The sequence below is a fragment of the Gracilimonas halophila genome (assembly GCF_042684365.1).
Taxonomy (GTDB): domain Bacteria; phylum Bacteroidota; class Rhodothermia; order Balneolales; family Balneolaceae; genus Gracilimonas; species Gracilimonas halophila.
Genome location: NZ_JBHULI010000021.1, coordinates 25,464 through 50,446, shown reverse-complemented (window position 1 = coordinate 50,446; position 24,983 = coordinate 25,464). Strand labels below are relative to the sequence as shown.

The 24,983-nt window shown below is 49.6% G+C and carries 1 protein-coding gene; it reads right to left on the bottom strand.

Going from position 1 to position 24,983, the window contains the following annotated elements; translation table 11 throughout:
- Positions 1 to 24,983: Ig-like domain-containing protein (locus ACFSVN_RS05090; protein WP_390299562.1), on the bottom strand; the 24,983-nt coding region annotated here is incomplete at its 3' end.

Here is a 24,983-nt window from a genome sequence, read left to right as displayed (position 1 = left end):
TGGGCCGCAACCCTCACCGAATCCCCAGCCATCGGCGTAGCCTCAGAAACCTCCACCGCGTACCTATAGGGCCCACACCACGTGTTGGCAAGGTCGCTGCAGGTTTCTATCGTGGCTGTGAAGCTAAGTGTATCTAACCCTAACACATCTGCCTCTATGGACAGTTCACCCGCTTTTTCCCCAGCTACTAATAGCGTGCCGGCCATGCCACTGCTGTCGGTTACAACCTCAGGGCTAATAACAGTCCCATAAACGGAGGACCGAGGGGATTCTGGCCGCTTGAACCTAACTGTAACCCCGGGCATAGGCTGATTACTTTCATCGTATACTACCACTTCCAGTGGCGCCCTTGTTGTATCGGTAGGTAAAATGGTTTGGCCATCACCTGATACAATCTGTATAGACCCTGGTTGCGTATTCAATACAGAAGCTACATACGGGGAGCTTTCCAGTGACTGCCCATCATAGCTCACTTCTATAGAATCTACACCGGCCGTTGTTGGGGTATATGTCGCTAGATAATGCCCGTCATCAGTCTCAATGAACGCGCTAATGTCAATATCTGTATTAGCGCCTCCCACGACCGCCGCCGACAGCTTGGTAGCCCCACCCAGTATAATATTTCGATCTTTATCCATTAAGGACACCTTAAGCGATATATCCTCACCAAGTATTACATCACTTAGCTCCACGTTAGATGCAGTAAGATCTACCCCACCCGGGTTGACCACAAACAGTTGCTCGGTGATTCGCTGCTCGCCAAGAGCATTGGTACTATACTTTAAGGTATCTACGCCTAATGCATCAGACTCATAGTACACAATGATGTCATGGTCAGCAGGCGGTATCATAACTTTTGAAACGGTGCGCTCACCGGTTGGGCTTGTGTAAAATGGGCGACCTGATGAGCTTTCCAAGAAAACAGGCACACCGGGATACTGTGCATACGCTTCCTGATCATCATCAGAAACCAGCTTAATCGTTAGAAATTCGCGTGTATTCATTTGCGAATTAATGATTTCACGCTCTGTGCTTAAGCGATCCGGGCGACTAATCAGAACCTGAATATCTTCAGAACCAAGAATTGGCCTTGCTCCGGAGGGTGGAGTCGGCTCCAGTCCTATGTACTTAACACCCGGCACTATATCCTCATAAAATACCTGGCTGTGAGTCTTATTCTTCTCAATCAATGTAGAATTGATAGGTTCAATATCTACAGCAGCCTCATAGAAATGGCCTGTTTCAGAATCATCCATTAGTCTAACTTCTGTATCTCCTTCTGAATAGCTGGTCAAGTTTCCATGCTCATCAAGGATTGCAACAATACCTGCAATTCGAGCACCATTTAGCCTGCTTTCCTGTGAAGCTTTTTGATTAGCCGAGCTTGCTCCACCATATTCCGGTAGTTGCGAATTAGCTGCCATTGAAGTCATTAATGAATCATATTCAACCTCAGAAGTTTCGAATGTTGTTTGGTATGGAGGCCCGGGGTTAATGGTAAATACATTAGATGTGTCCGAAATTACTGAGTCAGCCAATGCAGTAAGCGTATATTCGATACCGGCTCTCTCTATTATGATATTATCGAATCTGTAAATACCATCTTGGGGCACTGATAACGTATCTCCTTTTAATCTGGCATCAAAAGCGCGTTCACCACCCGTGCCTTCTGTAATAGTTATATATGCTTGCTTATCATACCAAGTTACAAGAGAATCATACTGATTAACTACTCTGAATTGCAGTGAATCTATATACTCTCCAGCTTGTGTTTCAGAAGGAGGCGAAGATATCCACTGCAGCCTAAGTTCAGGTGCATCGATGCGCAGAGCCACTTTCAGGCTGTCAGAAACACCCCTGGCGTCCTCTGCTTTAACCTGCACCTGATACTCTGATGCAGCTAGCGGTGTTCCGGAAACAACCCCCTGCTGGTTCATCGTAAGCCCTTCAGGCAATGAACCTATCACACTCCAACTTACAGGCGCTAAACCACCATCTACCTCCAGCGTGTCTATATAGCCTGATTGCTTGGCTACCCAAGAACTCAATTTTGATGTCGTAATATTGAACCTGTCCTCAAGGTAATCCGGCGAGCCATTACCATCTTTGTCCGGGAAATCATCGCCATCATCAGGATCTGTAAAGTCTTCTTCCTCCACATAATCCGGCACCCCATCGCCATCACTGTCGGGGTAGTCGTCCGGATCGTTCGGGTCACTTCCCTCTTCTTCCTCCACCGAATCCGGCACACCATCGCCATCAGAGTCGTCTCCGTCGCCCCCGTCATTCGGGTCCAGCCCGTCGGTTCGCTCTTCCACATAATCCGGGATTCCATCGCCGTCGCTGTCTTTATAATCGTCACCATCCTCAGGGTCGGTACCGTCTTCTTCTTCCACATGATCCGGTACGCCATCGCCATCCGAATCTTTGGCATCACCGCCATCTTCGGGGTCCGTACCCTGCTCTTCTTCTACCGTATCCGGCACGCCATCACCATCGCTGTCTTTATAGTCATCGCCATCCTCAGGGTCAGTCCCATCTTTCTGCTCCTGCTCATCGGTTACTCCATCACCGTCAGAATCCACATCCCCGGCTATGGTCGTAAAGGTCCAGCTGCTGTCTGTGCTGATACCGGCAAACGGGTTACCGCCCAGGTCTACAAACGATCCCGAGTCGGCCTGCACATAGTATCGGCTGCCCGCCATCAGCGTATCCGCCAAGCTTACACGCGCCAGGCTATCGCCCACCACCGTCACACTACCGCTTGTCACATCCACCTCACTGATCGCCGTATCCGTGCTGTCAAACACGCTCAGCATTCCCACTGAGGCCAGCACCGACTCATCAAAGCGTAGCTCCAGTACCGGACGCACGCTCACGCTATCCGCCCCATTGGCCGGACTCAACCCGCCTTCGCTCACCAGCTGCGGGGCCCGCGTATCTTTGCTGTTATCCTCCACATGGTCCGGCACCCCATCGCCGTCGCTATCCTTATAATCATCTCCGTCTTCGGGATCCGTGCCCTCCTCTTCTTCTACCGAATCTGGCACACCATCGCCATCAGAGTCATCTCCGTCGCCCCCGTCATTCGGGTCCAGCCCTTCGGTCTGCTCTTCCACATAATCCGGAATCCCGTCCCCGTCGCTGTCTTTATAGTCATCGCCATCCTCAGGGTCGGTCCCATCTTCTTCTTCCACATGATCCGGCACGCCGTCACCGTCGGAATCTTTGGCATCACCGCCATCTTCGGGGTCCGTGCCCTGCTCTTCCTCAACATCATCCGGTACGCCATCGCCATCCGAATCAAAGGTCAATGTTGTAAAGGTCCAGGTCGTATCATCCGTGATACCGCTAAATTTATTACCCGCCTTATCCGTAACCGCACCTTCTTCAATCTGCACATAATACGGCATAGTTTCGGTCAGCGAATCGGTAACAGCCACGGTTAATACCGTATCATCAACCACCTCCACACCATCTGTGCTCAACTCAAAACTTACGTTAGCCGTACCGGTGGTATCAAAGAAAGAGATCAAACCATTTCCTATCACGATCGGTTCATCAAACACAAGCGTAAGAGAGGGTACTACATCAATACTTTCGGCACCATTAGCCGGCGTAAGAGGATTTTCAGCTACTAAGTTAGGTGCGGTATTGTCCGCATTTTCTCCGGTCGTAAAGTTCCAGGTGTTCGTATCGGTGTAGCCGGCATACAGGTTACCTGCCTCATCCGTGAAGGCGCCGTTGTCTATCAGAACATAGTAGGATGTATTTGGCAGTAAATCATCGGCAGGATTGATCGTTACCACCGAATCTTTCACTACAATAGCTTCTGATGTAACGTCAATTGCTTCTACCACTGCGTCATCAGAGGTTTTATGAAGCGTGATATTCCCTGCATAGGGTGATATCGTTTCATTAAACGTAACCTCAAGCAGTCTGTTTAGCAACACATCCGTGGTATCGTCGACCGGTACAAACGGATCATTTTCACTTAGCTGAGGCCCTGCCACATCTCCACTAACTTCACTCTCTGTGGCATTTATCTCAACAGCTCCTTCTGAGTAGTGGACATCCATGGCCAGAAGGGCGCCACCTTTTTCAAGCACCTGCACCCTGCTGCTTATATCTTCAAACAGTTCATCCGTTTCCGTATTGCGGAATGCACCGTCCAAACGAACAGCACTAATACCCCAGCTTTGAAGTAAACCCTTAGGCAATTTAGCTTCAAAGAACCCTTCATTTTCTACATTCGGCGCACTAAAGTGAGGCGAAGCAAGGATCATAGATATATAATCTCCCTTACGGCCCGGGTCACCTGCATCCACATACAACGGCTGCCCATATACCTGCGCATCAGTCATAAAGTAGGAGCCTTTCAATCTGTTCTGCATATCTGTTGTCATGCTGCTCAAATCATCCATGGTTAAAGCAAGGCTGCTTTGATAGTGATGCGTAGCCACGCGGTCTCCCGGCCATGTGTCGGGCACGCTGCCATCTTCATTCATATAGGCAAATACTTCAGCCGGGTTTGCCTCAACCACGACATCCCAGCAGGTATAACCGGAACAAGCCTGATTATTTATGCTTGATGTCCAGGATATATTAGTTGCAGAACCCAACAGCGCATGGGGTTCATATTTTGCCACGGTAAATTCCATTCGTAATGTAGAAGATGAATCTGCTCCGGTATCAGTCAGATCATACTGACTGCCATCAAGCTCAGCATTCTTATTGATAAGCCTCATCGTTAGCAGGCTATCTTCCTGGAACTCCATTCCCAGGCTGTCAGCATTAAACGAAGAACCATCTACATGGGCTATTGTGCTATTTACAAAGTGCGTGGTTTTAAAGCTCCAGGTTCTGCCTGTGATACCCGGAAACTTATTATTGGAGGTATCAATGATCGGCCCTTCTTCAATTTGTATGTAGTAATTCGCTCCATATTCCAGGTCATCTGTTGGGGTAAAGCTAAAGGCATATTGGGTTTCGCCATTGTAATTTACCGCAGAGATATATTCCGTACTCTCCGTATTTAAATTTAGGCGCTCTATAAGTTCTGCCCCGCTGTTACCCGGTCCATCACTCGCCTTATATAAATAAACCGAACCAATAAATGGCTTGATCTCCTCATCAAATAATGCCGTCAGGGTTGGGCGTACCGATACCCCCGTGGTACCGTTAGCCGGCATGGTGGCAATCAAAGCCGGGGGTATATTATCCACAAGGCCCGGCAGGCGGCTTACCGGCAACGTACTGTTTACCAGGTATGGATACGAGGAAACCCTGTCCACTTCGGGAACTTTGATCGACCATATGCTCTCAAAATCCCAGAAGGTTGTGTCAATAGATGCAACCATACGCAGCGAATCGGCCGTTAAACCCGTCACTTCTTCAGCCGGAAGGCTAAAGTTAGTACCGGTGCCTTGCGCAACAATTTCCTTATTAAAATAGAGTGTTTCATAGGTCGCATCGGCATCTCCTGTTTGCGCGCCAACCAAAGCACCCCTGCTATCTGTTGGGCCCTGCATCTCACCCGCATGATAACTGGTGCGTAACGTAGTTGCGGGCGTAGCTGCGTTATTTTCAATAATTCCTACCAACCCACCTACGCTGGTACTGGCGCTTACTACGGCAGTTGAATAGGAGTTCTCGATCACACCGGTGTCACCCAGTTTACCTGCAAGGCCGCCGATAATATCTGATGCAGCAAAATCACCTTCTGAAAATACCTGCGATAACCTTCCTCCAGTTTCACCACCCTCTTTTTCGTGATGGCCCACAATACCGCCCACATAATCCTGACCAGCAATATTCGCGTCATAGAGGCCAATATTTGAAATATCAGCCCCATCGGTCACGCCAAACAGGCCAACATAATCTTCCCTTGGCCGTGTAATCTTCAGCTCGTTAATCACAAAGCCATTACCATTGTAACTGCCGGTAAATGGATTATCGAATGAACCTATTGGTAACCATCCCTCATTACTGCCCGCTTGATCAGTTCCATCATCCGGGTCGTTATAGGCAAAACCGTCCCCGTTTTGATCCTGATCATCCCATCCGGCTGTAACAGAGGCATCAATATCTGCGGTTTGCACAAAATGGTCATCCCACAAGCTTGGGTTTTCAGCAATGTATCTCAGCTCATTCAGATTTGCCACTTCGTACGGGCTGCTAACCGAGCCGTCTCCATTTTCAAATGGCAACAATTCTATCAGTCTGTTTCCACTTAAGGTGGTGTCTGTACTATTTTTTGCGTACGAGCGTACCACAATGAAATCCACCTCAGGCAATCCGTCCAGTAGAGATTCAAAATTATCGCCAATACCCGGCAAGGAATCTTGCAGTACTACCAGTCCGTCGTTGGTTTCAAGGTCGGGGAATGCTCCGGCTCCTGCACCCCAAACAAAACCCACTTCCGTGGCAGGGTCTCCCCCGTCATTAGCCAGGCTTGAGGTTAGCCTGATATTTGAGGTTGATACATCATCAAGCTGTGGATCAGAAACCAGCAGGCCATACTGCCAGATAAAATACGGATATCCACCATTATTAAAGCTATCTACCCCCCAGATGTTATCAAAATTCCAGCCGGCATCAATTAAGGTTTGCGCATCACTGAAAGCGCCGCTTGGCAATCCCGTTATCCCTTCCGGGTCTGCGTTACCATGTCCAACACTTGTACTGTCGGTGTTATAGTAAGAATTTTGATAGGTACCACCAGGCGCATGATTACCCACTAAGCCGCCAAACAGATTATTGGCTTCTACAGTACCCACGGCATAGGTATTACTGATCTCAGGCAGGTCTGCCGTACCCGATCGGTGGTGGCTATAACCGACCAGGCCACCCACACTTTCATTTCCTTTAACAACAGCCTGACTGTAGGCATCACGTATTACAGCAGACTCATTAGCGTAACCAACCAGGCCGCCAACGTTATTATTACCCTGAACCAAACTTTGTTTCACATACGAGGTTTGCAGAGTATCGCCTGTTGCACCACCGGTTTTATCCAGATATCCTATAAGGGAGCCAACAAAGTCTGCTCCTTTGATGGTAGCATTGAGTATGCCAATATTCTCAATAAATGCACCATCTGTGTAACCAAACAAGCCTGCAAAATCGGCAGATGACCGGTCAATCTTCAGATTATCGATCACAAATTCATTTCCGTCATACCTTCCGCTAAATGGCACACTCTCGGTACCAATGGGGCTAAAGAATTTACCACCATCGTAAAGCAGACCGCCGCTTTCGTAGGCCTCATCCGGTATTTCAATGTTATTGGTTTGCAGATAAACCGCATCCCACAAATGGCTCGCCTGACTCAGGTAATAAAGTTCCTGTACCGTACCCACAAGAAACGGACTCTCCTCTGTACCCTTACCGGCAAATGGCAGGGTTTGCAGGGTATCGGGCTCACTGTAAAAGGTACCCTCAACATTGGTACCGTAGGCACGCACAATGTAGTCGGTAAACGGGGCAAGTCCGGTTAGCTCATGGCTTATTAATCCCACACCCTCTTCTTCAATAGTGTGCGCCTGCACATTTTCATCACCCAGTACGGGCAGTCCATTGCTTAATTCTGTCCATACCAAGCCACGCTCGGTTACCGTTTCGCCGCCGTCCGTCACCACCTCAGAACTCACCTCAGCCGCCGCATTGGTTATGTTGGTAAATACAGGCTGCCGCGAGGTAAGCGGTATGGGCTGCCAGCGGAAGTAGGGGTAGCCCTCGTTATTCACACCGTCAATATACCAGCGGTTCTCAAAATCCCAGCCGCGTTCTTCATATACGGTCGTCATTTTGAGTGAATCGGTGGGGAGGCCCTCATAATTTTCGACCGTTCCGGGTCCATAATTCCCAACCGCAGCCAGATCTGTATTGTATAAACTGTTGCGGATAGAAGCTTCAGCACGGTTGTCATACGCCACTCCGGTCGGATCATCATTACCGCCATCTACGGTCACGAAAGAGACCACGCGGTCGAGGAATCCGTCATAATTACCTGATATCATCCCACGTGTTCCACCGTTCGTGACAGAACCCAGGCCGTAGGCGTATTTGATGTTCAAATCATTTTCGCCGATCAAAGAGGCAATGTTGTTGCCGGTGCCAGATCCTGTGGCTTGCACATCACTGAACACCTCATAGATATGGGGTTTATCGTTGGGCGGAGACATGATCGTTTTTCCAATTAAACCTCCTGCTCGTTGCCTGGCCGTGAGCGTACCGGTTGCATACACGCGGCTGATCATGGCAGAGTCTTTTTTGGCGGAGTACGAAGTCCTTCCGGCCACGATTCCAACATCACTATAACCACTAACCTGGGCATTTATGACACCTAAATTCCTGATGGTAGCATCATAGGTATATCCAAATAATCCTACATAGTTGGTAGCAGTGTTTGTAGTATTCGCGTCCCGCAAAATTTGTAAGCTGTCAATCACATGGCCGCCACCATCATAGGAGCCGGTAAATTGAGTGGTTTTGTTACCAATCGGCTCGTAGCCGTCACCCTCATTGTAGAACACCCCTCCATCTTCAAAATCGGCTGAGGTAAAGGCAATATCGGCGGTCTGTTTGAAATCCTCATCCCAGTAGTCGCTCATATTGGTAAGGCGATGCAGGTCCTCCTTGTTTTGTATCAGGTACAGAGTAGGATCATTAGGATCAACCGCAAAGGGCTTGGTAGAAAACATCAGGGTATCGCTGTAGGCCAGTCCCTGCCTGTTTTCAGCGTATGCGCGCACGTAATACACCTTATTGCGTTCCAGTCCGGTTATGGTATGGTCAATACGTACCGTATCGGCCACCTCGGTAAAGGTTTCTATGTTCGCCGCGTCTGCTTTGTTTAGCTGCGTCCCATCATCCGACCAGATGAAGCCCGCTTCGGTAAGCGCATCAAATCCGTCAGTTACAATTTCTACTCCCATATCCGCTGTTACATCGGTGATGAGCCCGGGGCTGCGAAGGGCTATGACCGGCTCAGCTTTCACCTTGTCAAGGCCCTTAAGGTATGGCAGTCCACCATGGGTGAAGTCGGCTGAGTCTGGCGCAAAGGTCCACGGGCCCGTTTCACTGAAATCCCATGGCGTTTCGGCAGGGTCTTGGTTGGCCAGAAAGCTGCCATAGGTGCTATCGGCCCGCAGCTGAGCGGTGGTTCTGCCCCAAGCTGCTCCATATTGCTCATCAGATGTACCGTCCAGGTCGTCGAGCTCATTGTTGTAGACCACACCTTCGATGGCACCTCTATAAGAATCCCGGCCATACCAGCCACCATCGTAGGTATTATCAACGCGCTGATTTTTCAGGCGGCCGCTGTAATATACATTCTTCAGATTTGAGCGATAATTCTGGTTACCATTAAAAAAGCCAAATAAGCCGCCGGAATATTCATTAAAAGAGGTATTCGTATTGTCATTCACCGTAATGTTCACCGTACTGTATGCATCGGTCCAGTCGGTATAACCGGAGTAAGCCGCAAGGCCGCCTACATATCCAGATTTTCCAATGTTAATATTTCCGCTGCTAAACGCTTTGTTTACATCCGCTGCCCAGGTTTCATCATCATCACCGGTTATACTCCCAAATAACCCGCCAGCATATACATACGATCCATCAGCGCCCACATCACGCATATCCACATGGGCATATACATTTTCTATAGGGGCATGCGGGTAAGTCAATCCCCCCGCCAAACCGCCGATGTAGTTTTCAACCTGCTGTATCTCTACCTTTGCACCACTGTTGGTGATATTTGTAGCACGTAAGTTTCCGCCAATTCCGCCAACATAACCTTCCTTGCCCGTTCCGGTAATGCTGCCGCTCACCGTTACCTGGTCAATAAAGGGAGGGTCTGTATAACTGGAACTGTTATATTGATAATATACGCGGCCCACAACGGTTCCAATCGACTCATACTCATAGTTTCTGAAGCTTTTACCATTCAGGGAAATCTTCGCATCCGTAAAATGCATGTTTTGTATGCTGAATGGTTGGTAATTGGGGGTTCTACCAATAAAGCCGATACCGTTGTGAGTTACATTCTTGTCTGGGATATTGATGTGCAAGCCGGTTAAGGTATGGCCGTTGCCATCCCAGTGCCCTATAAATTCGTGATTACTGGTGCCTAAAGGACGCCAGCCCTCGTTGTTGCCCTCGCTAGTGAGGTCTTCCGGGTCGTTAAAGATGTTGCCATCACCATTGTCGTCGCTCCAGTCCCAGTATTGGGTCGGGGTCATATCAATGTCATTGGTGAGCTCAAAGTAGTAACCGCTGCTATGGTTGATCCTCCAGTATTTCTGAAGCACCATCAGGGCCTTGAGGTCATCGAGCGAGCTGATCTTGATCGGGTCGTCAGCCGTACCGGCCTCCTCAAATGGATCGGTATTTAAGGGGCTGCCTTTCCGTTCATATTCCCATTTCAGCATAGGCCGGCCCTCGTTGATCAGGCCGGAGTGGTCCATCACCCAGGTGTTGGTGAAATCGAAATTGTCACTACTGCTATTGATAGAATTTGTGCCGCCACCATACGCATAGTACGACTGCTGCTGCATTTCTGCCGGATCTGACACGTCTGCCTCGAAAATGCCATTTTCATATTCATAACTATCTGAACGGCCTAGAATGTCTGTATTCCAAACCTTTTCGTTATTGATAATGTTGGCCTCCACCTTGTACTCTGGAAAGGTGGACTCATTATAATCGACATCTCTGCCCCCTACCAGCAGGCCATTACCCGCCCAGCCATAACCTCCGTTATTACTTGTGGTACGCCCAATGTACATCTCAAATTCACCATTCACGATGTTGTTCAAAAGGGTAATGCGTTGTCTATCACCCGTATTTAGCTTCGTATTTCTGTAGTAGCTTGAGTTATATCTATCTGCTTTGTCATTGAATATCACTCCTATCAAACCACCGAGTCTCGATGTCTTATTCTCATAATCTGTACCGTAACCGTCATAAAAGGATGAACCGCGTGCGGCGCCTTCATGGAAGTAATAATCCGTAATATCCACATCTACGTAGTTATTCTTAATGAAGACATCTCGGGCTTTTGCTCTTCTTCCATTTACAATTGTATTCACAAGGCCACCAACGTTTCTTTTAGCCCCTACAAACCGGCCTCTGGCATACGATTCTTCAATAGACACATCGGTAGCTTGAAACTCAACACCAGTCTCCGAATTATTATCCATGGTGCTTAAATGACTGACCAAGCCCCCACCAAAACCCTGATTTGCATAATCATGAAAAATAACGTCCACTGTGGCGCCACTGCGCTTGATGTGCGTCCCTTGATAGCCAAATGCAAGCAGGCCGCCCACCCCATAGGCGCGATGGTTCTTGAGGCGTGTAACCACCACATCTTCTATCGTTGTGAAATAGGCCGTTCTGGCAACTCCAGCCGTATACCAGGCACCATAACTTGTATCGTCATCGTCTGTAAAGGTCACATCAACGGTGGCATCTTTAACCGTAATGCCCATGTCAATAAATTTACCATACAAATAGAAGGCGATCCCACCGGCATTATCTCCGTCTATGGTGCCGGTAAAGTGAATGTCTTGTAAGAGCACCTTTTTACCTACCGATTTACCCCCCTGTATCATGATCGCACCAAAAACGCCGCCGGCTTTGCTGTCGGCTGTTATCTCTGCGTTCTCTACATGTATGCCCGTAAACTTGATCTCTTCACTCACATTATTGTGGTATATACCAGCCACAAGTGGGGCCACATTTTGATCTCCTGTAATTTGTGGATTGCGCAGGGTCAGGTCTTTCACTTTGGTCAGGCCCTCATCACCGCTATCATGGACGATGAAACTGAACAGCCCAACATTATCCTCATCCGGCCGATTGATCGTCAAATTATCGATACTGAAACCATTGCCATCATACGTTCCGGTAAAATATGCCACAGAACTCTTGCCAATGGGCTCAAACCCTTTCCCATTATTGCTGGAGGCGGTTGAGCTCGCGTTTATATTGGCCACCTGCCGGTAGTGCTTAGAAAAGAACTGCTCGGGGTTGGTGTGCATATACTCCAGGTCTTCAATATCGTCCACCAGGTAGGGATCGTTGAGGGTACCGCTGCCACTGAAGGGCGTAATGTTAACAATACGCTCCGGCCCGTAGCCTACCCCCTGCTGATTGCGGGCATAGCTGCGCACGTAGTAGGTACCCAAAGGCAGTGGGTCGCTGCTCACCGTTACCTGCCCGGTGGCACTGCTGCTCACTACCACCTTTTGAGCGGTGGTTGTGGTATCCACAATACTCGGGTTACCCACCTGATTGAATACGATACCGTATTCGGTGATGCTTTGGTCGGTGCCTGCACTCAGCCCACCGGCGTAGTCCGGGTTTCCATCCCCGGCAATGCTAAAGGTAGCATCGATAAATTTACTGTCACCCTGTGCTGTGGCTACAACCTCGTCCTGTTCAATGACCGGCACAAAACGCTGCCAATACAGGTACGGGCGGCCGTTGTTATAGTCGGTGTCCATGTCCCAGGTGTCGGTAAAGTCGAAGGTGCGGTTGGTGTAGTTGGACTGGGTGAACAGAAGATCATCATCTTTACTACTATCATAAGTACCATTGGTGGGGTTGGAATAACTATCCGTGGCAAAATACGCAGCATAATAACTTAGAGAGGTGATTCGATAATAATTCACCAGAACATTTTCAAAGTCGTCTTCCCTACCGCTTTGTATATCTCCAACTAAGCCTCCGGCATACTGATAGCTCCCGCGCGTACCGTCTGCCCGCTTGAACTGATCAAACTGTACATACACGTAGGCTCTATTTACATAGGTTGAGTACCAACTTGAGCCAAAAAGACCACCCATGTCACTATCGTGCAAGGTAAGGGTGCCCTGGTAGTAGACATCTTCTACCTGTAAACCCCTACCAGCCGTGTAAGCACGGCCTGAGAGGCCACCTATCATTGTTCTACCGGCAATGTCTACCACCGCGCCTGATTGCCGTAATTGAATGGCTGGGCCACTATTATAGTTGCGCGCTTCACCAATAAGGCCTCCCACTAATTGATTGAATAGCGCATCTGCATTGGCCGGATTACGCCCCATTTGGCCGGTCACATAAACCCGCTCTATGATCGTGCTATGCTGAACGCGGCCCGCCAGCCCACCTATACTTGAATTACCACTATCATTAAACTTGGTCGGGCGGTAATCAATGTCTTGCAGTACCAGCTGTTTGATGGTAGCGCCTTGCACCACCCCAAATAGCCCCAGGTAACTTTCATCGCTTTGGATAAAGAGGTTACTGATGGCGTGGTAGTTTCCATCAAAGATACCGGTAAATGGCGTGCTTGTGCTGCGCCCTATAGGTCGCCAGCCGTTGTTCTCCCCGTCCAGCGTCAGGTCGTTGGGGTCGTTAAAGCGGTTGCCGTCACCGTCGTCATCGCTCCAGTCCCAGTAGCGGGTGGGGCCGGCGTCAATGTCGGCCGTTAGCTTAACCACACTGCCCAAAAGCTCCGGCGTTTGTGCCAGGTAGGCCAGCTGCTCCAGGCTGCTGATCTCGTACGGGAAGTTGACGGTTCCGCCCCCATCCAGGGCCTCAGCCGGTTTCGTGGTAAAGCTAAGTGCCGGGCCGTAGGCCGTTGCTCCGCCCACCGTGCTGTAAGAGGCCACGTAGTAGGTGGTGCCGGGGGTGAGCCCGGTGGCTTCCAGCGCATCGCCGCGGTTGGGTTGGGTCAGGGTCACCAGCGCATTGTCTAACGTAGGGGTGCTGTTGGTGCTAATCACCGCTCCATACGCACTGGGGCTGTCGCTGCCTTCCACAAAGGTCGGGGTGATGGTAACCGACTCCTTGGCCAGCCGCGTAATGATCGGCTGCCCGTTAAGGGTGGTTTCCGTGTCGATCAGGGTTCGAAGCATCGGCAGGCCACCATTTTGCTGCCCGTCTATAAACCAGGTGTTCTGGAAATCCCATGCTGTCCAGCCCAGCTGCAGGTCGGCCTCAAGCTCGGCCGTGTAGGTACGGATATCCTTGAGCGCCGATTCAGTCTGTACCAGCACATAGTTTTCTATCTCGCCCACCACGAGGTCGGGGTAGTCGGCAACCGTGCTGTCGTAATTGGAAAAGGCTCCAGAGATGTCAGAGTCTCCATGGCTAAACAGAACTTCGTCGCGATTGTCGTACTCCTGATTATCTACACGACCACTGTGGTAGGCGTTGGTAAGCTCACCGGCAAAATCTCCTATTAATCCACCACTTCTCTCGTAATAGGTGTTCGATGAATTGGTATGCGTCATTTCGATGGAACCGGTACTGAATACATCTCTGATGTTGGTGACCGAGGCGGCCCCAAACAGCGAGCCGACATACTGAGGCCCTTTGACCGCCACATTGGCACCCACTTGCTCTACAAGGTCCGTATTCACCAATCGACCTCCGATGCCTCCCACATATCTTGCGTTTGAACCATCGTTAAAGGCTTCATTTGGTGCCACATTACCCTCTGCATAGGAGCTCGTAATGGTTCCATAATTCATATAGCCTATAATACCCCCTAAATATGTATCCGTAGCGTTTAGGGTAACGTTAGCACGAAGATTCGATAGGGTACCACCGTTCACTTGTCCCACAATGCCGCCAACATTCCCCATTCTATTTTTATCATCTCCTGCCAGCAGGGTACCTTGTATTGAGAGGTTGTCTAAGACAATTTTGTGGTTTTCAGTGCCCAGGTCATCCCCTGAGTAGTCGCCGTATCCTAATATCCCACCATAATAACTACCGCTTGTTCGTAAGCCATTGGGCCACTGAAACTCAAAATCGGCATTGGTCAGGCTTAGGTTCTTGATGGAAGCTGAATCGTCTGCCGCTACCTCCATGTAGCCAAATAGCCCACCGTAGTTGCGGTCTTCGGTGCGCTGGTGCAGCCCGTCAATGGTGTGCCCGCCGCCATCAAAATGGCCGTGAAACCAGGAGTCGTATTCTGCATTCCCATAAACAATAAACCCAACAGGCAGCCAGCCATTGTTGCTTCCAGCGTCTGTGGCATCGTTCGGGTCGTTGTACCGGTGGCCATCGCCATCGTCATCGCTGCGGTCCCAATACTGACTTTGGCTCATGTCCAGGTCGGTTGTCAGTTTAAAGTGGGCGTTATCGTATTTATAGGCCAGCTCGCCAAAGGCGATAAAATCGTCCAGGCTTTCGATTAGATACGGGTCCGCCTCGGTGCCACTGCCGGCAAAAGGAATGGTGTTAGGCGTATCATCCCCCTCGACTTCCCACTGCAGCCGAGGGTAGCCGTAATTGCCAAGGCCGGTCTCGTCCATCTCCCAGATTGCATCAAAATCGTAGGTGCTAAAGGTCGCCTGCTCCTGCAGCTGATTGCGGGATTTATAATCTATTCCCTCTTTTGCATTATAGTCTCCAGCGTAAAAATCCGTTACAATAGCGGATGAAGCACGTGCCGGGTCAAAATGCATGCGATTGATATCCCAGAAATTGTGCTCCTGATCTATTCTTACTCCAGATGCCGAGTTTCCACCATAAAAATAGCCAATAAAGCCACTATTACCGGAACCGTCATAACTCGTATTGGTAATGCCGTGGTAATAGCGCAGGTTACCCCCCACAAAGTTACGTTTCAGATTCAGCGTTGCATCATATCCATCATTATCGCTGCTTATACTTACTCTCCCTATAAATCCACCCAAACCCCGCGTAGGGTTGTTCGTATCCTGATCATCTTCGTCGTAGTATGTAGGGAAGGATTCACGATCATTATAGTACCGCGAGGTAATATTGACCGTTGAGTAGGTATCTACAATTTTGAACTCTATGTCGGTACTTGTATTTCTCAAAGTACCCACAATTCCGCCCACATTTTCGTACGCCTTGTCGATCGTTCCCCGCGCGTAACTCAGCGTGATGGAGGTGAAGTAACGTGCTCGATTGAAATCGACATTATTGCTATACATATCTACCTCACCAACAAGACCACCAACATCTGATTGACTTGTGGTTACTGCACCCGTGGTGATGTACACTTCGGCGCCCGATTGGTAAATTTCAACACCATGCTCCACTATTCCGAATAAACCACCGGCATCATTATAGGCATACAGCGTGGTGTTGGTTACAATGGCCTGTTCTACATCTACAAAAGGGCCCACGAAATACCCAATACCGCCTACATCTCCTACATACTCGGTAAACCCGTTATCCACATCACCGCTGATTTGCCCTTCAAAGCGAACATTTTTGACATAGGTACGCTTGTCATCTCTGGTAGAATAGTCACTATCAGCTGTAGCTAAATAACCAAATACACCCCCTGCTCCCGCTGAACTTTCATCGGGATGACTGATGAGGATGTCTCCTTTCACCGACAGGTTTTCAAGGATAATTTGGCCGTTGTAGTTCGCATTTGACACATAATAGCTTTGCGCACGCCCAACCACGCCACCTACGTTCCCGCGACTACCGTCGTTTGTCTCTGTCGCTGTAAGCAAAAGGTCATTCACTGTAATGTCTTTGACCGTTAGCACCTCGTTGGCTGCATAGGCATAACCAACCGCCGTACCCGTGTTTGAAGCCCCGGTAATACGCGGGCTTTCAAAGGTGAGGTTTTTCACATATACCGTATCCTGGTTTTCTTGGCGCACGTAGCCAAACAGCCCCACATAGTTTTGGTTGGGCCGGTTGATCATCAGGTTACTGATGGTAAAACCACCGCCATCGTAGGTTCCGGTAAAGTAGGTATCGGTGTTGCCAATGGGTGAAAAGCCCATGGCAACGTCAGCCGTGGCGGCATCGCCATCATGGTCGCCTACATTGAGGGTGGCGGTAGGTGAGGCATCAATATTGGCCACTTGTCGGTAATGTTTATTGTAATACTGCGCTGGATTGGAATTAATAAATTGCAATGCCTCCAAATTATCCACCAAATACGGATCGTTGAGGGTACCGCTGCCGCTGAAGGGTGTAATGTTCACAATGCGCTCCGGCCCATAGCCTACCCCCTGCTGATTGCGGGCATAGCTGCGCACGTAGTAGGTGCCCAGCGGCAGTGGGTCGCTGTTTACCGTTACCTGCCCGGTGGCACTGCTGCTCACTACCACTTTTTGAGCGGTGGTTGTGGTATCCACTATGCTTGGGTTGCCCACTTCATTGAACACGATCCCGTATTCGGTGATGCTTTGGTCGTTGCCTGCACTCTTCCCCCCGGCATAGTCCGGGTTTCCATCACCGGCAATGGTAAAGGTAGCATCGATAAATTTACTGTCACCCTGTGCTGTGGCTACAACCTCGTCCTGTTCAATGACCGGCACAAAACGCTGCCAGTACAGGTACGGGCGGCCGTTGTTATAGTCGGCGTCCATGTCCCAGGTGTCGGTAAAGTCGAAGTCGCGGCCACCGCTGGTGTAGTTGGACTGAGTGAAGAGGCCAACATGGTCTTCACCACTCACCTCATACCCATTGGTGGGATCGTAGTTTGTGAATGTAGCAAAATAATCTCCTCGCGGGCTTACTCCGGTGATCTGATTCCAATTCACCAGCACATTTTTGAAATCAGATGCCTCATTACTCCGTACTAAATCACCCACTAAGCCCCCGGCATAGTCATAGTTCCCTGCCGTACCATCAGCTCGCTTGAATTGATCATACTGTACATACACATAGGCTCTGTTTACATACGTTGCATAATAACTTCTCCCAAAAAGGCCTCCCATCTTATTACCGTGCAAGGTAAGGGTGCCTTGATAGTACACATCTTCAGCCTCTAAGCCATAACCAGCTGTTACGGCATGGCCTACAAGGCCACCTATTATATCTCTGCCGGAAATATCAACCACCGCGCCAGATTGTTTTACCTTAATGGAGTCGCCATCAGAATAGTTGTCCGCATACCCAATAAGTCCCCCAACGCTGATATTGAAAAGCGCATCCGCATTGGCCGGATTACGCCCCATTTGGCCGGTCACATACACCCGCTCTATGATCGTGCTATGCTGAACGCGACCTGCCAGACCGCCTATTTGATTATTACCACTAGCATTAAATTGGGTCGGGCGGTAATCAATGTCTTGCAGTACCAAGTGTTTGATGGTAGCGCCTTGCACCACACCAAATAGCCCCAGGTAACTTTCATCGCTTTGGATAAAGAGGTTGCTGATGGCGTGGTAGTTTCCATCAAAGATACCGGTAAATGGTGTGCTTGTGTTTCGGGCAATAGGTCGCCAGCCGTTGTTCTCGCCGTCCAGCGTCAGGTCGTTGGGGTCGTTAAAGCGGTTGCCGTCACCGTCGTCATCGCTCCAGTCCCAGTATCGGGTGGGGCCGGCGTCTATGTCGGCTGTCAGTTTGACCACACTGCCCCAAAGCTCAGGCGTTTGTGCCAGGTAGGCCAGTTGCTCCAAGGTGCTGATCTCGTACGGGAAGTTAACGGTTCCGCCGCCATCCAGCGCCTCGGCGGGGTTCGTGGTAAAGCTGAGTGCCGGCCCGTAGCTGGTAGTGCCGCCCACCGTGCTGTAAGAGGCCACGTAGTAGGTGGTGCCCGGGGTGAGCCCGGTGGCTTCCAGGGCATCGCCGCGGTTGGGTTGGATCAGGGTCACCACCGCATTGTCCAGCGTAGGGGTGCTGTTGGTGCTAATTACCGCCCCATACGCACTGGGGCTGTCGCTACCCTCCATAAAGGTCGGGGTAATGGTAACCGACTCCTTGGCCAGCCGCGTAATCACAGGCTGCCCGTTAAGGGTGGTTTGCGTGTCGATCAGGTTTCGAAGCATCGGCAGGCCACCATTTTGCTGCCCGTCCATGAACCAGGTGTTCTGGAAATCCCACGCTGTCCAGCCCAGTTGCAGGTTGGCCTCAAGTTCGGCCGTATAGGTACGGATATCCTTGAGCGCCGATTCGGTCTGTACCAAGGCATAGTTTTCGATCTCGCCCACCACGAGGTCGGGGTAGTCGGCAACCGTGCTATCGTAATTGGAAAAGGCTCCGGAGATGTCAGGGTCTCCATAGCTAAACAGAACGTCGTAGTAATTGTCGTACTCCTGATTATCTACCCTACCACTATGGTAGGCGTTGGTGAGTTCACCGCCAAAATCTCCTATTAATCCACCACTGTAATCACTGTAAGAGGTGCTTGAACTCGTGTGGGTCATTTCGATGGTGCCGGTACTGAACACATCTCTGATGTTGGTGACGGAGGCACTCCCAAACAGCGAGCCGACTCGTTGTGGCCCTTTGACCGTTACGTTGGCCCCTACCTGTTCTACAAGATCCGTATTCACTAATTGACCTCCGATGCCTCCCACATTGCTTGCACTTAAACCATTGTTATAGGCTTCATTTGGAACCACACTACCTTCTGCATAGGAGCCGGTAATGGTGCCATAATTCATATAGCCTACGATTCCGCCTAACTGAGGACCTGTTGCGCTAAGGTTAACATTGGCTCGTAAGTTAATAAGTGTTACACCCTCACCATAACCTACTATACCACCCACACGTTGCAAATTCTTATCTTGATTCCCTGCCACAAGACTTCCTTGAATCGACAGGTTGTCGAGCACAATCTTATGATTGTCACTACCGAGACCAGCACCTTCATAATCAGCGAATCCCAAAATGCCACCATAATAATAACCCGTTGTTCGTAAGCCATTGAACCACTTGAACTCAAAATTAGCATTGGTCAGGCTTAGGTTCTTGATGGAGGCTGAATCATCTGCCGCTACCTTCATGTAGCCAAACAAGCCTCCATAGTAGCGGTCTTCGGTGCGCTGGTGCAGCCCGTCAATGGTATGCCCGCCGCCATCAAAATGGCCGTGAAACCAGGTGTCGTCGAAGTTATTCCCAACAGGCAGCCAGCCGTTGTTGCTGCCGGCGTCTGTGGCATCGTTCGGGTCGTTGTACCGGTGGCCGTCGCCATCGTCATCGCTGCGGTCCCAGTACTGACTTTGGCTCATGTCCAGGTCGGTTGTCAGTTTAAAGTGGGCATTATCGTATTTATAGGCCAGCTCCCCAAAGGCGATAAAATCATCCAGGCTTTCGATCAGGTAGGGGTCAGCCTCGGTGCCACTGCCGGCAAAAGGAATGGTGTTTGGCGTATCATCCGCCTCAAGCTCCCACTGCAGTCGGGGATAGCCGTAATTGCCCAGGCCGGTCTGGTCCATCTCCCAGATTGCATCAAAATCGTAGGTGCTAAAGGTCGCCTGCTCCTGCAGCTCATTGCGTGATTTGTAATCAATCCCCGTATTTGCATTGTAGTTTGAACTTCTGTAATCATTCACTATGGCATCCGCCTTACGCTTTGGGTCAAAATGCATGCGATTGTAATCCCAGTAATTGTACTCCTGATCTATGGTCACCGTGTAATATTTATCATAATCGTAGAAATAGCCTATGAAGCCACTATTACCGGTGCTTGAGCTAGTCAGACCGTGATAATAGCGCAGGTTACCCCCCACAAAGTTCCGTTTCAGGTTCAGCGTTGCATCATAATTATCATTATCGCTGCTTATAGATACTCTCCCTATAAAACCACCCAAACCCCGCGTAGGGTTGTTGTCATCCCGATTATCTTCGTCGTAGTATGCAGGGGAGGATTCACGATCATTGTAGTACCGCGAGGTAATATTGACCGTTGAGTAGGTATCTGCAATTTTGAACTCTATGTCGGTAGATGTGTTGCCCAAATAACCAACAATTCCGCCAACCTCTTGGTACGCCTTATCGATTGTTCCCCGCGTGTAGCTTTGCGTGATGGAGGTGAGGTAATACGTTCGATTGAAATCGACATTATTGCTAGACATATTTACGTAACCCACCAATCCGCCAACTTGTGTTTGGGTAGTGTTACCATCGGTAGTGATATAAACTTCTGCTCCTGAACGGTGTATCTTACTACCGTGCTCCATCTCCCCAAATAGACCACCGGCATTATCCTTTGAATAGATGGTCGTGTTGGTTACAATGGCTTGTTCAATATCTACAAAGGGTCCTACAAAATATCCAATACCACCTATCTCGGAGGGATGTTTTTGATACCCATTGTCTGAATCGCCACTGATTTGGCCTTCAAAGCGAACATTTTTGACATAGGTGCGCTTGTTTTCTCTGGTAGAATAGTCACTAGTAGCCGTTTCTAATCGACCGAAAACACCCCCGATTTGAGCTGCATTATATGAGGTGTGACTAAATAATATTTCCCCTTTCACCGACAGGTTTTCGAGGATGATCTGGCCATTGTTACTCGCATTAGACACATAATAGCTTTCCGCTCGTCCAACCACGCCACCTACTTGGCCGTAATTATTACCTGTCGTTTTGGTTGATGTAAGCAAAAGGTCATTCACCGTAATGTCTTCGACCGTTAGCACCTCATTTCGTGCATAGGCATAGCCGATGGCGGTACCGGTGTATTGAGCCCCGGTAATACGCGGGCCCTCAAAGGTGATGTTTTTCACATATACCGTATCCTGATTTTCTTGACGCACGTAGCCAAACAGCCCCACATAGTTTTGGTTGGGCCGGTTGATCATCAGGTTGCTGATGGTAAAACCACCGCCATCGTAGCTTCCGGTAAAGTAAGTATCGCTGTTACCAATAGGGGAAAAGCCCATGGCAACGTCAGCCGTGGCGGCATCGCCATCGTGGTCGCCTACGTTGAGAGTGTCCAAATGCGCCGCCATATCCAGGTTGGCTACTTGCACAAAGTGCTTATCCCACATGGTTTCTGCATTCTCGGCAATAAAGGTCAGGTGGTCGGGTTCGGCCACCTGAAAAGGATCTTCCAGCGTACCTGAGCCGGCAAAGGGAGGAATCACAAAGGTTTGGTCTTCCCCGTAGCTCACACCCACCCGGTTCTCGGCATAGGCACGGGCATAATACAACACGCCGGGCTCCACATCGGTCAGGCTGGTGGTGTACGTGCCTTCGGCTCCGGCTCCGTTGCTGGCTACATTATCCTCCAGCGTGGGGTTGGGGCTGGTGCCATAGACCACACCGTGGTCGGTAATGTTGGTGTAGCTACCATCGGTAGCAGCTCGGCCATCGCTGGTGATTTCCGCAGCAACCTCAACGGTGGTTTCTCCGGTTTTGCTCGACACCCCGGTGCTTACTTTGGGCGCAAAGAATTCCCAATCCCGGTGGGCAAAACCATCATTCTGAGGGCTCGACAGGTCGATATTACCATCCCCGTCTTTATAGTACATTACATTGAAGCCCGGGGTCAACCTCCAGCCGTAGCTTGAAATCAGGAGTTGGTTGTTGTAATAGCCTTTGCCATCCAAGTTTGATGTGGCTTCGCCAGATAAATTGTTGACACTGATACCATTGTTTACTCCAAAACCATACTTATAATCATCATCTTTGCTGGCGTCATAGATAAAACGACTAACTCTTCCACCGTTACCATCTCCGTAAATGATGCCAACGCCAGCAGTTGAGGTATAATTTGGCGACGCCGATCTCAGGTTTAGCGATGCCGAAACGTATCCGTAGTATAGAGATCCACCCTCCATTACGCCTACCATGCCTCCCACACGCCATACGTCTCTACCATTATAGATCAACTCTCCTATAAAGTTAGTGTATTGGATAGTACCATACGACCTATAGGCAATCCCCCCAAGCCCTTGCGCCTGACTGTGTACCGTGGCACGGTTACTTACATTTGTTATAAGATTATCAGATGATAAATATCCCACGATACCACCTACCTCATCAGCACCATACACAAGGCCCGATACTCGGGTGTTACGGATTTGTGAGTTGCTATACATAACGCCTGCAATCGAAGCAATACGTGAAGTATAATTATAATTACCAGTCACATTTACATTGATATCCTGCAAGTCGAGTTGTTTAACGATACCACCGTCTAACTCCTCAAACATGGCGTAATCCATGCGCGTCAGGTTGTTGTCATTACTCCAGTCAGAGCCACTCGGGCTAATGTCCAGGTTTCGGATGGCGTAGTACTGCCCGTCAAACACCCCGGTAAACTCAGGGATGGGTCGCCAGCCCCAGTTTTCGCCCGCATCGGTGGCATCATTGGGGTCGTTAAACAGGTTGCCATCGCCGTTATCGTCGCTCCAGTCCCAGTACTGCGTCTGAGAGGCATCAATGGGAGCCCCTAATTCAAAATGTTTATCGTGCAGCTCGCTGAAGCTGTTGAACCAGGTCAGATCACTCAGCGTCATCAACACAAAAGGATTACCTTCCGTACCTGCACCGCTAAAAGGAAAGGGTGTAATGGTTTGGACATCTGAATAACGGATGTCTTCGGTCTGCCCGTCGGCACTTTGGTTAATGGCGTAGGACCGAATGGCGTACGTCGTACCCGTCGTGAGACCGGTGACGGTGAGGTCTACACTTTTATTATTCAGCACGGCGGTGTTACTCTCTGTAAACTGGGCAATATTACTATCCACCGTTGGCGTATCTACCGCAGCGGCTACCACGACCCCGCGCTCGATGACTTTTCGAAATCCATCACTTTTCAGCTGATTGGTAGCAATGATAGAGGTTGCATCATTGTTCAGCAGGCTTTGCTTCACCAGCGGCGCCCCTTCCTGCAATACCGCCTGGTAGGGATAACCCTGATTGATGCGCCCTTCTGCGTCCATCAGCCACTCGGCATCATGCTGTGTAGCCTGCCCGCCCATGCCGGCATGGTTTTGGCAATAGGTGTAAAGGGCCTCAGGCGCGTCCAGCGGCACCACAAAGGTGAGCAGACCATCGGTGCCCGGCGTTCCGGTGCTGGTGATGCCCGAACTATAGTCGGCCCCGCCGCCGTGTGTGCCGTCGGCCGTTTCGGAAAATTTAAAAGGGTGCCCACTCATGGAGGGGTCAGAGAGATCAAACACGTATTTGGCACCCCGGGTAAGTTCCAAAGCTACCTGAGAGCCATCTTCGCCGTCAATAAAAAATTTATTTTGGCCACCAACGTTCTGCACCGTTACCACAAGCGTGTCCGATACATCGGGGTCGGCTGTATTGATCTGCCTGATCTTCCAGGGGCCTGTGGTTTCTTTGAAGGCAGCAGAACCATACCCTTCCAAAGCAAAAGATGGCATATTGGTGTAGTTAGACAAGCTCAACAGGTCGGCCGTTGACCGATACATATTGCCTTCATCTACGTCGTTACGGTTATCGTACACCCCACTTTCGGCCTTCTCCGCAAAGTTACTTGCCCAATAATATTTAGTGTCTGAACTGTAAAGATCGTAGAAGGCACCAGGCGCGGGATCAGTTAAAACACCATCAATGGTATTTCTTGTAATGGTCTGCGAAAACTCAGGGTAATTATCAGTATTGGGGTAAGCTGCTATCCCTCCCTCACGTCCATATCCATCATCATTAGTAAAACGAATATCAGAATGGACATTTCTGATGATGGTTTTGTTGTTGGATTGGTTAAAGTCCTGCACAAAAGCAACAAGCCCACCAAAGTAGTCATCAGAATCGCCACCGGGCTCAACGGTTCCTGAAACATAGATATTTTCCAGAGTGGCAAACTTAACATAAGCCGCTAAAGCCCCTACATAGCCGTTTGAACTCGTGTTTTTCAAAGAGACGTTGATGATGGAGAGATTTCTTACCGAACCATTGTCAAAAATACGCCCAAAAAACCCATGGGTATCCCCGTTATTCCGATGAATGTCAAAATCAATGAGCGCGTAACCCTGCCCGTCGTAATGCGATTTAAATGGGTGATTTACGGAGCCAATCGGGTAAAAGCTTTCCTTGTCGCCATCATTTCTGAGCTTGGGGTAAATATCCTGTGTCTGGATGAAATAGGTATTTTCATCGAACTGATCATTCTCGGAGTACATCCAGTACAAGTGATCATGAGAGGAGATCTCATACGGGTTTGAAGACGTACCGCTGCCCGGTGGCTGCACAGCTTCAAGTTGCGCAAGGGCGTTTACTGAGAAGGCGACAAAAAATAGTAATAAAAGCGTGAGTGATTTGAACACTGTTTGCAT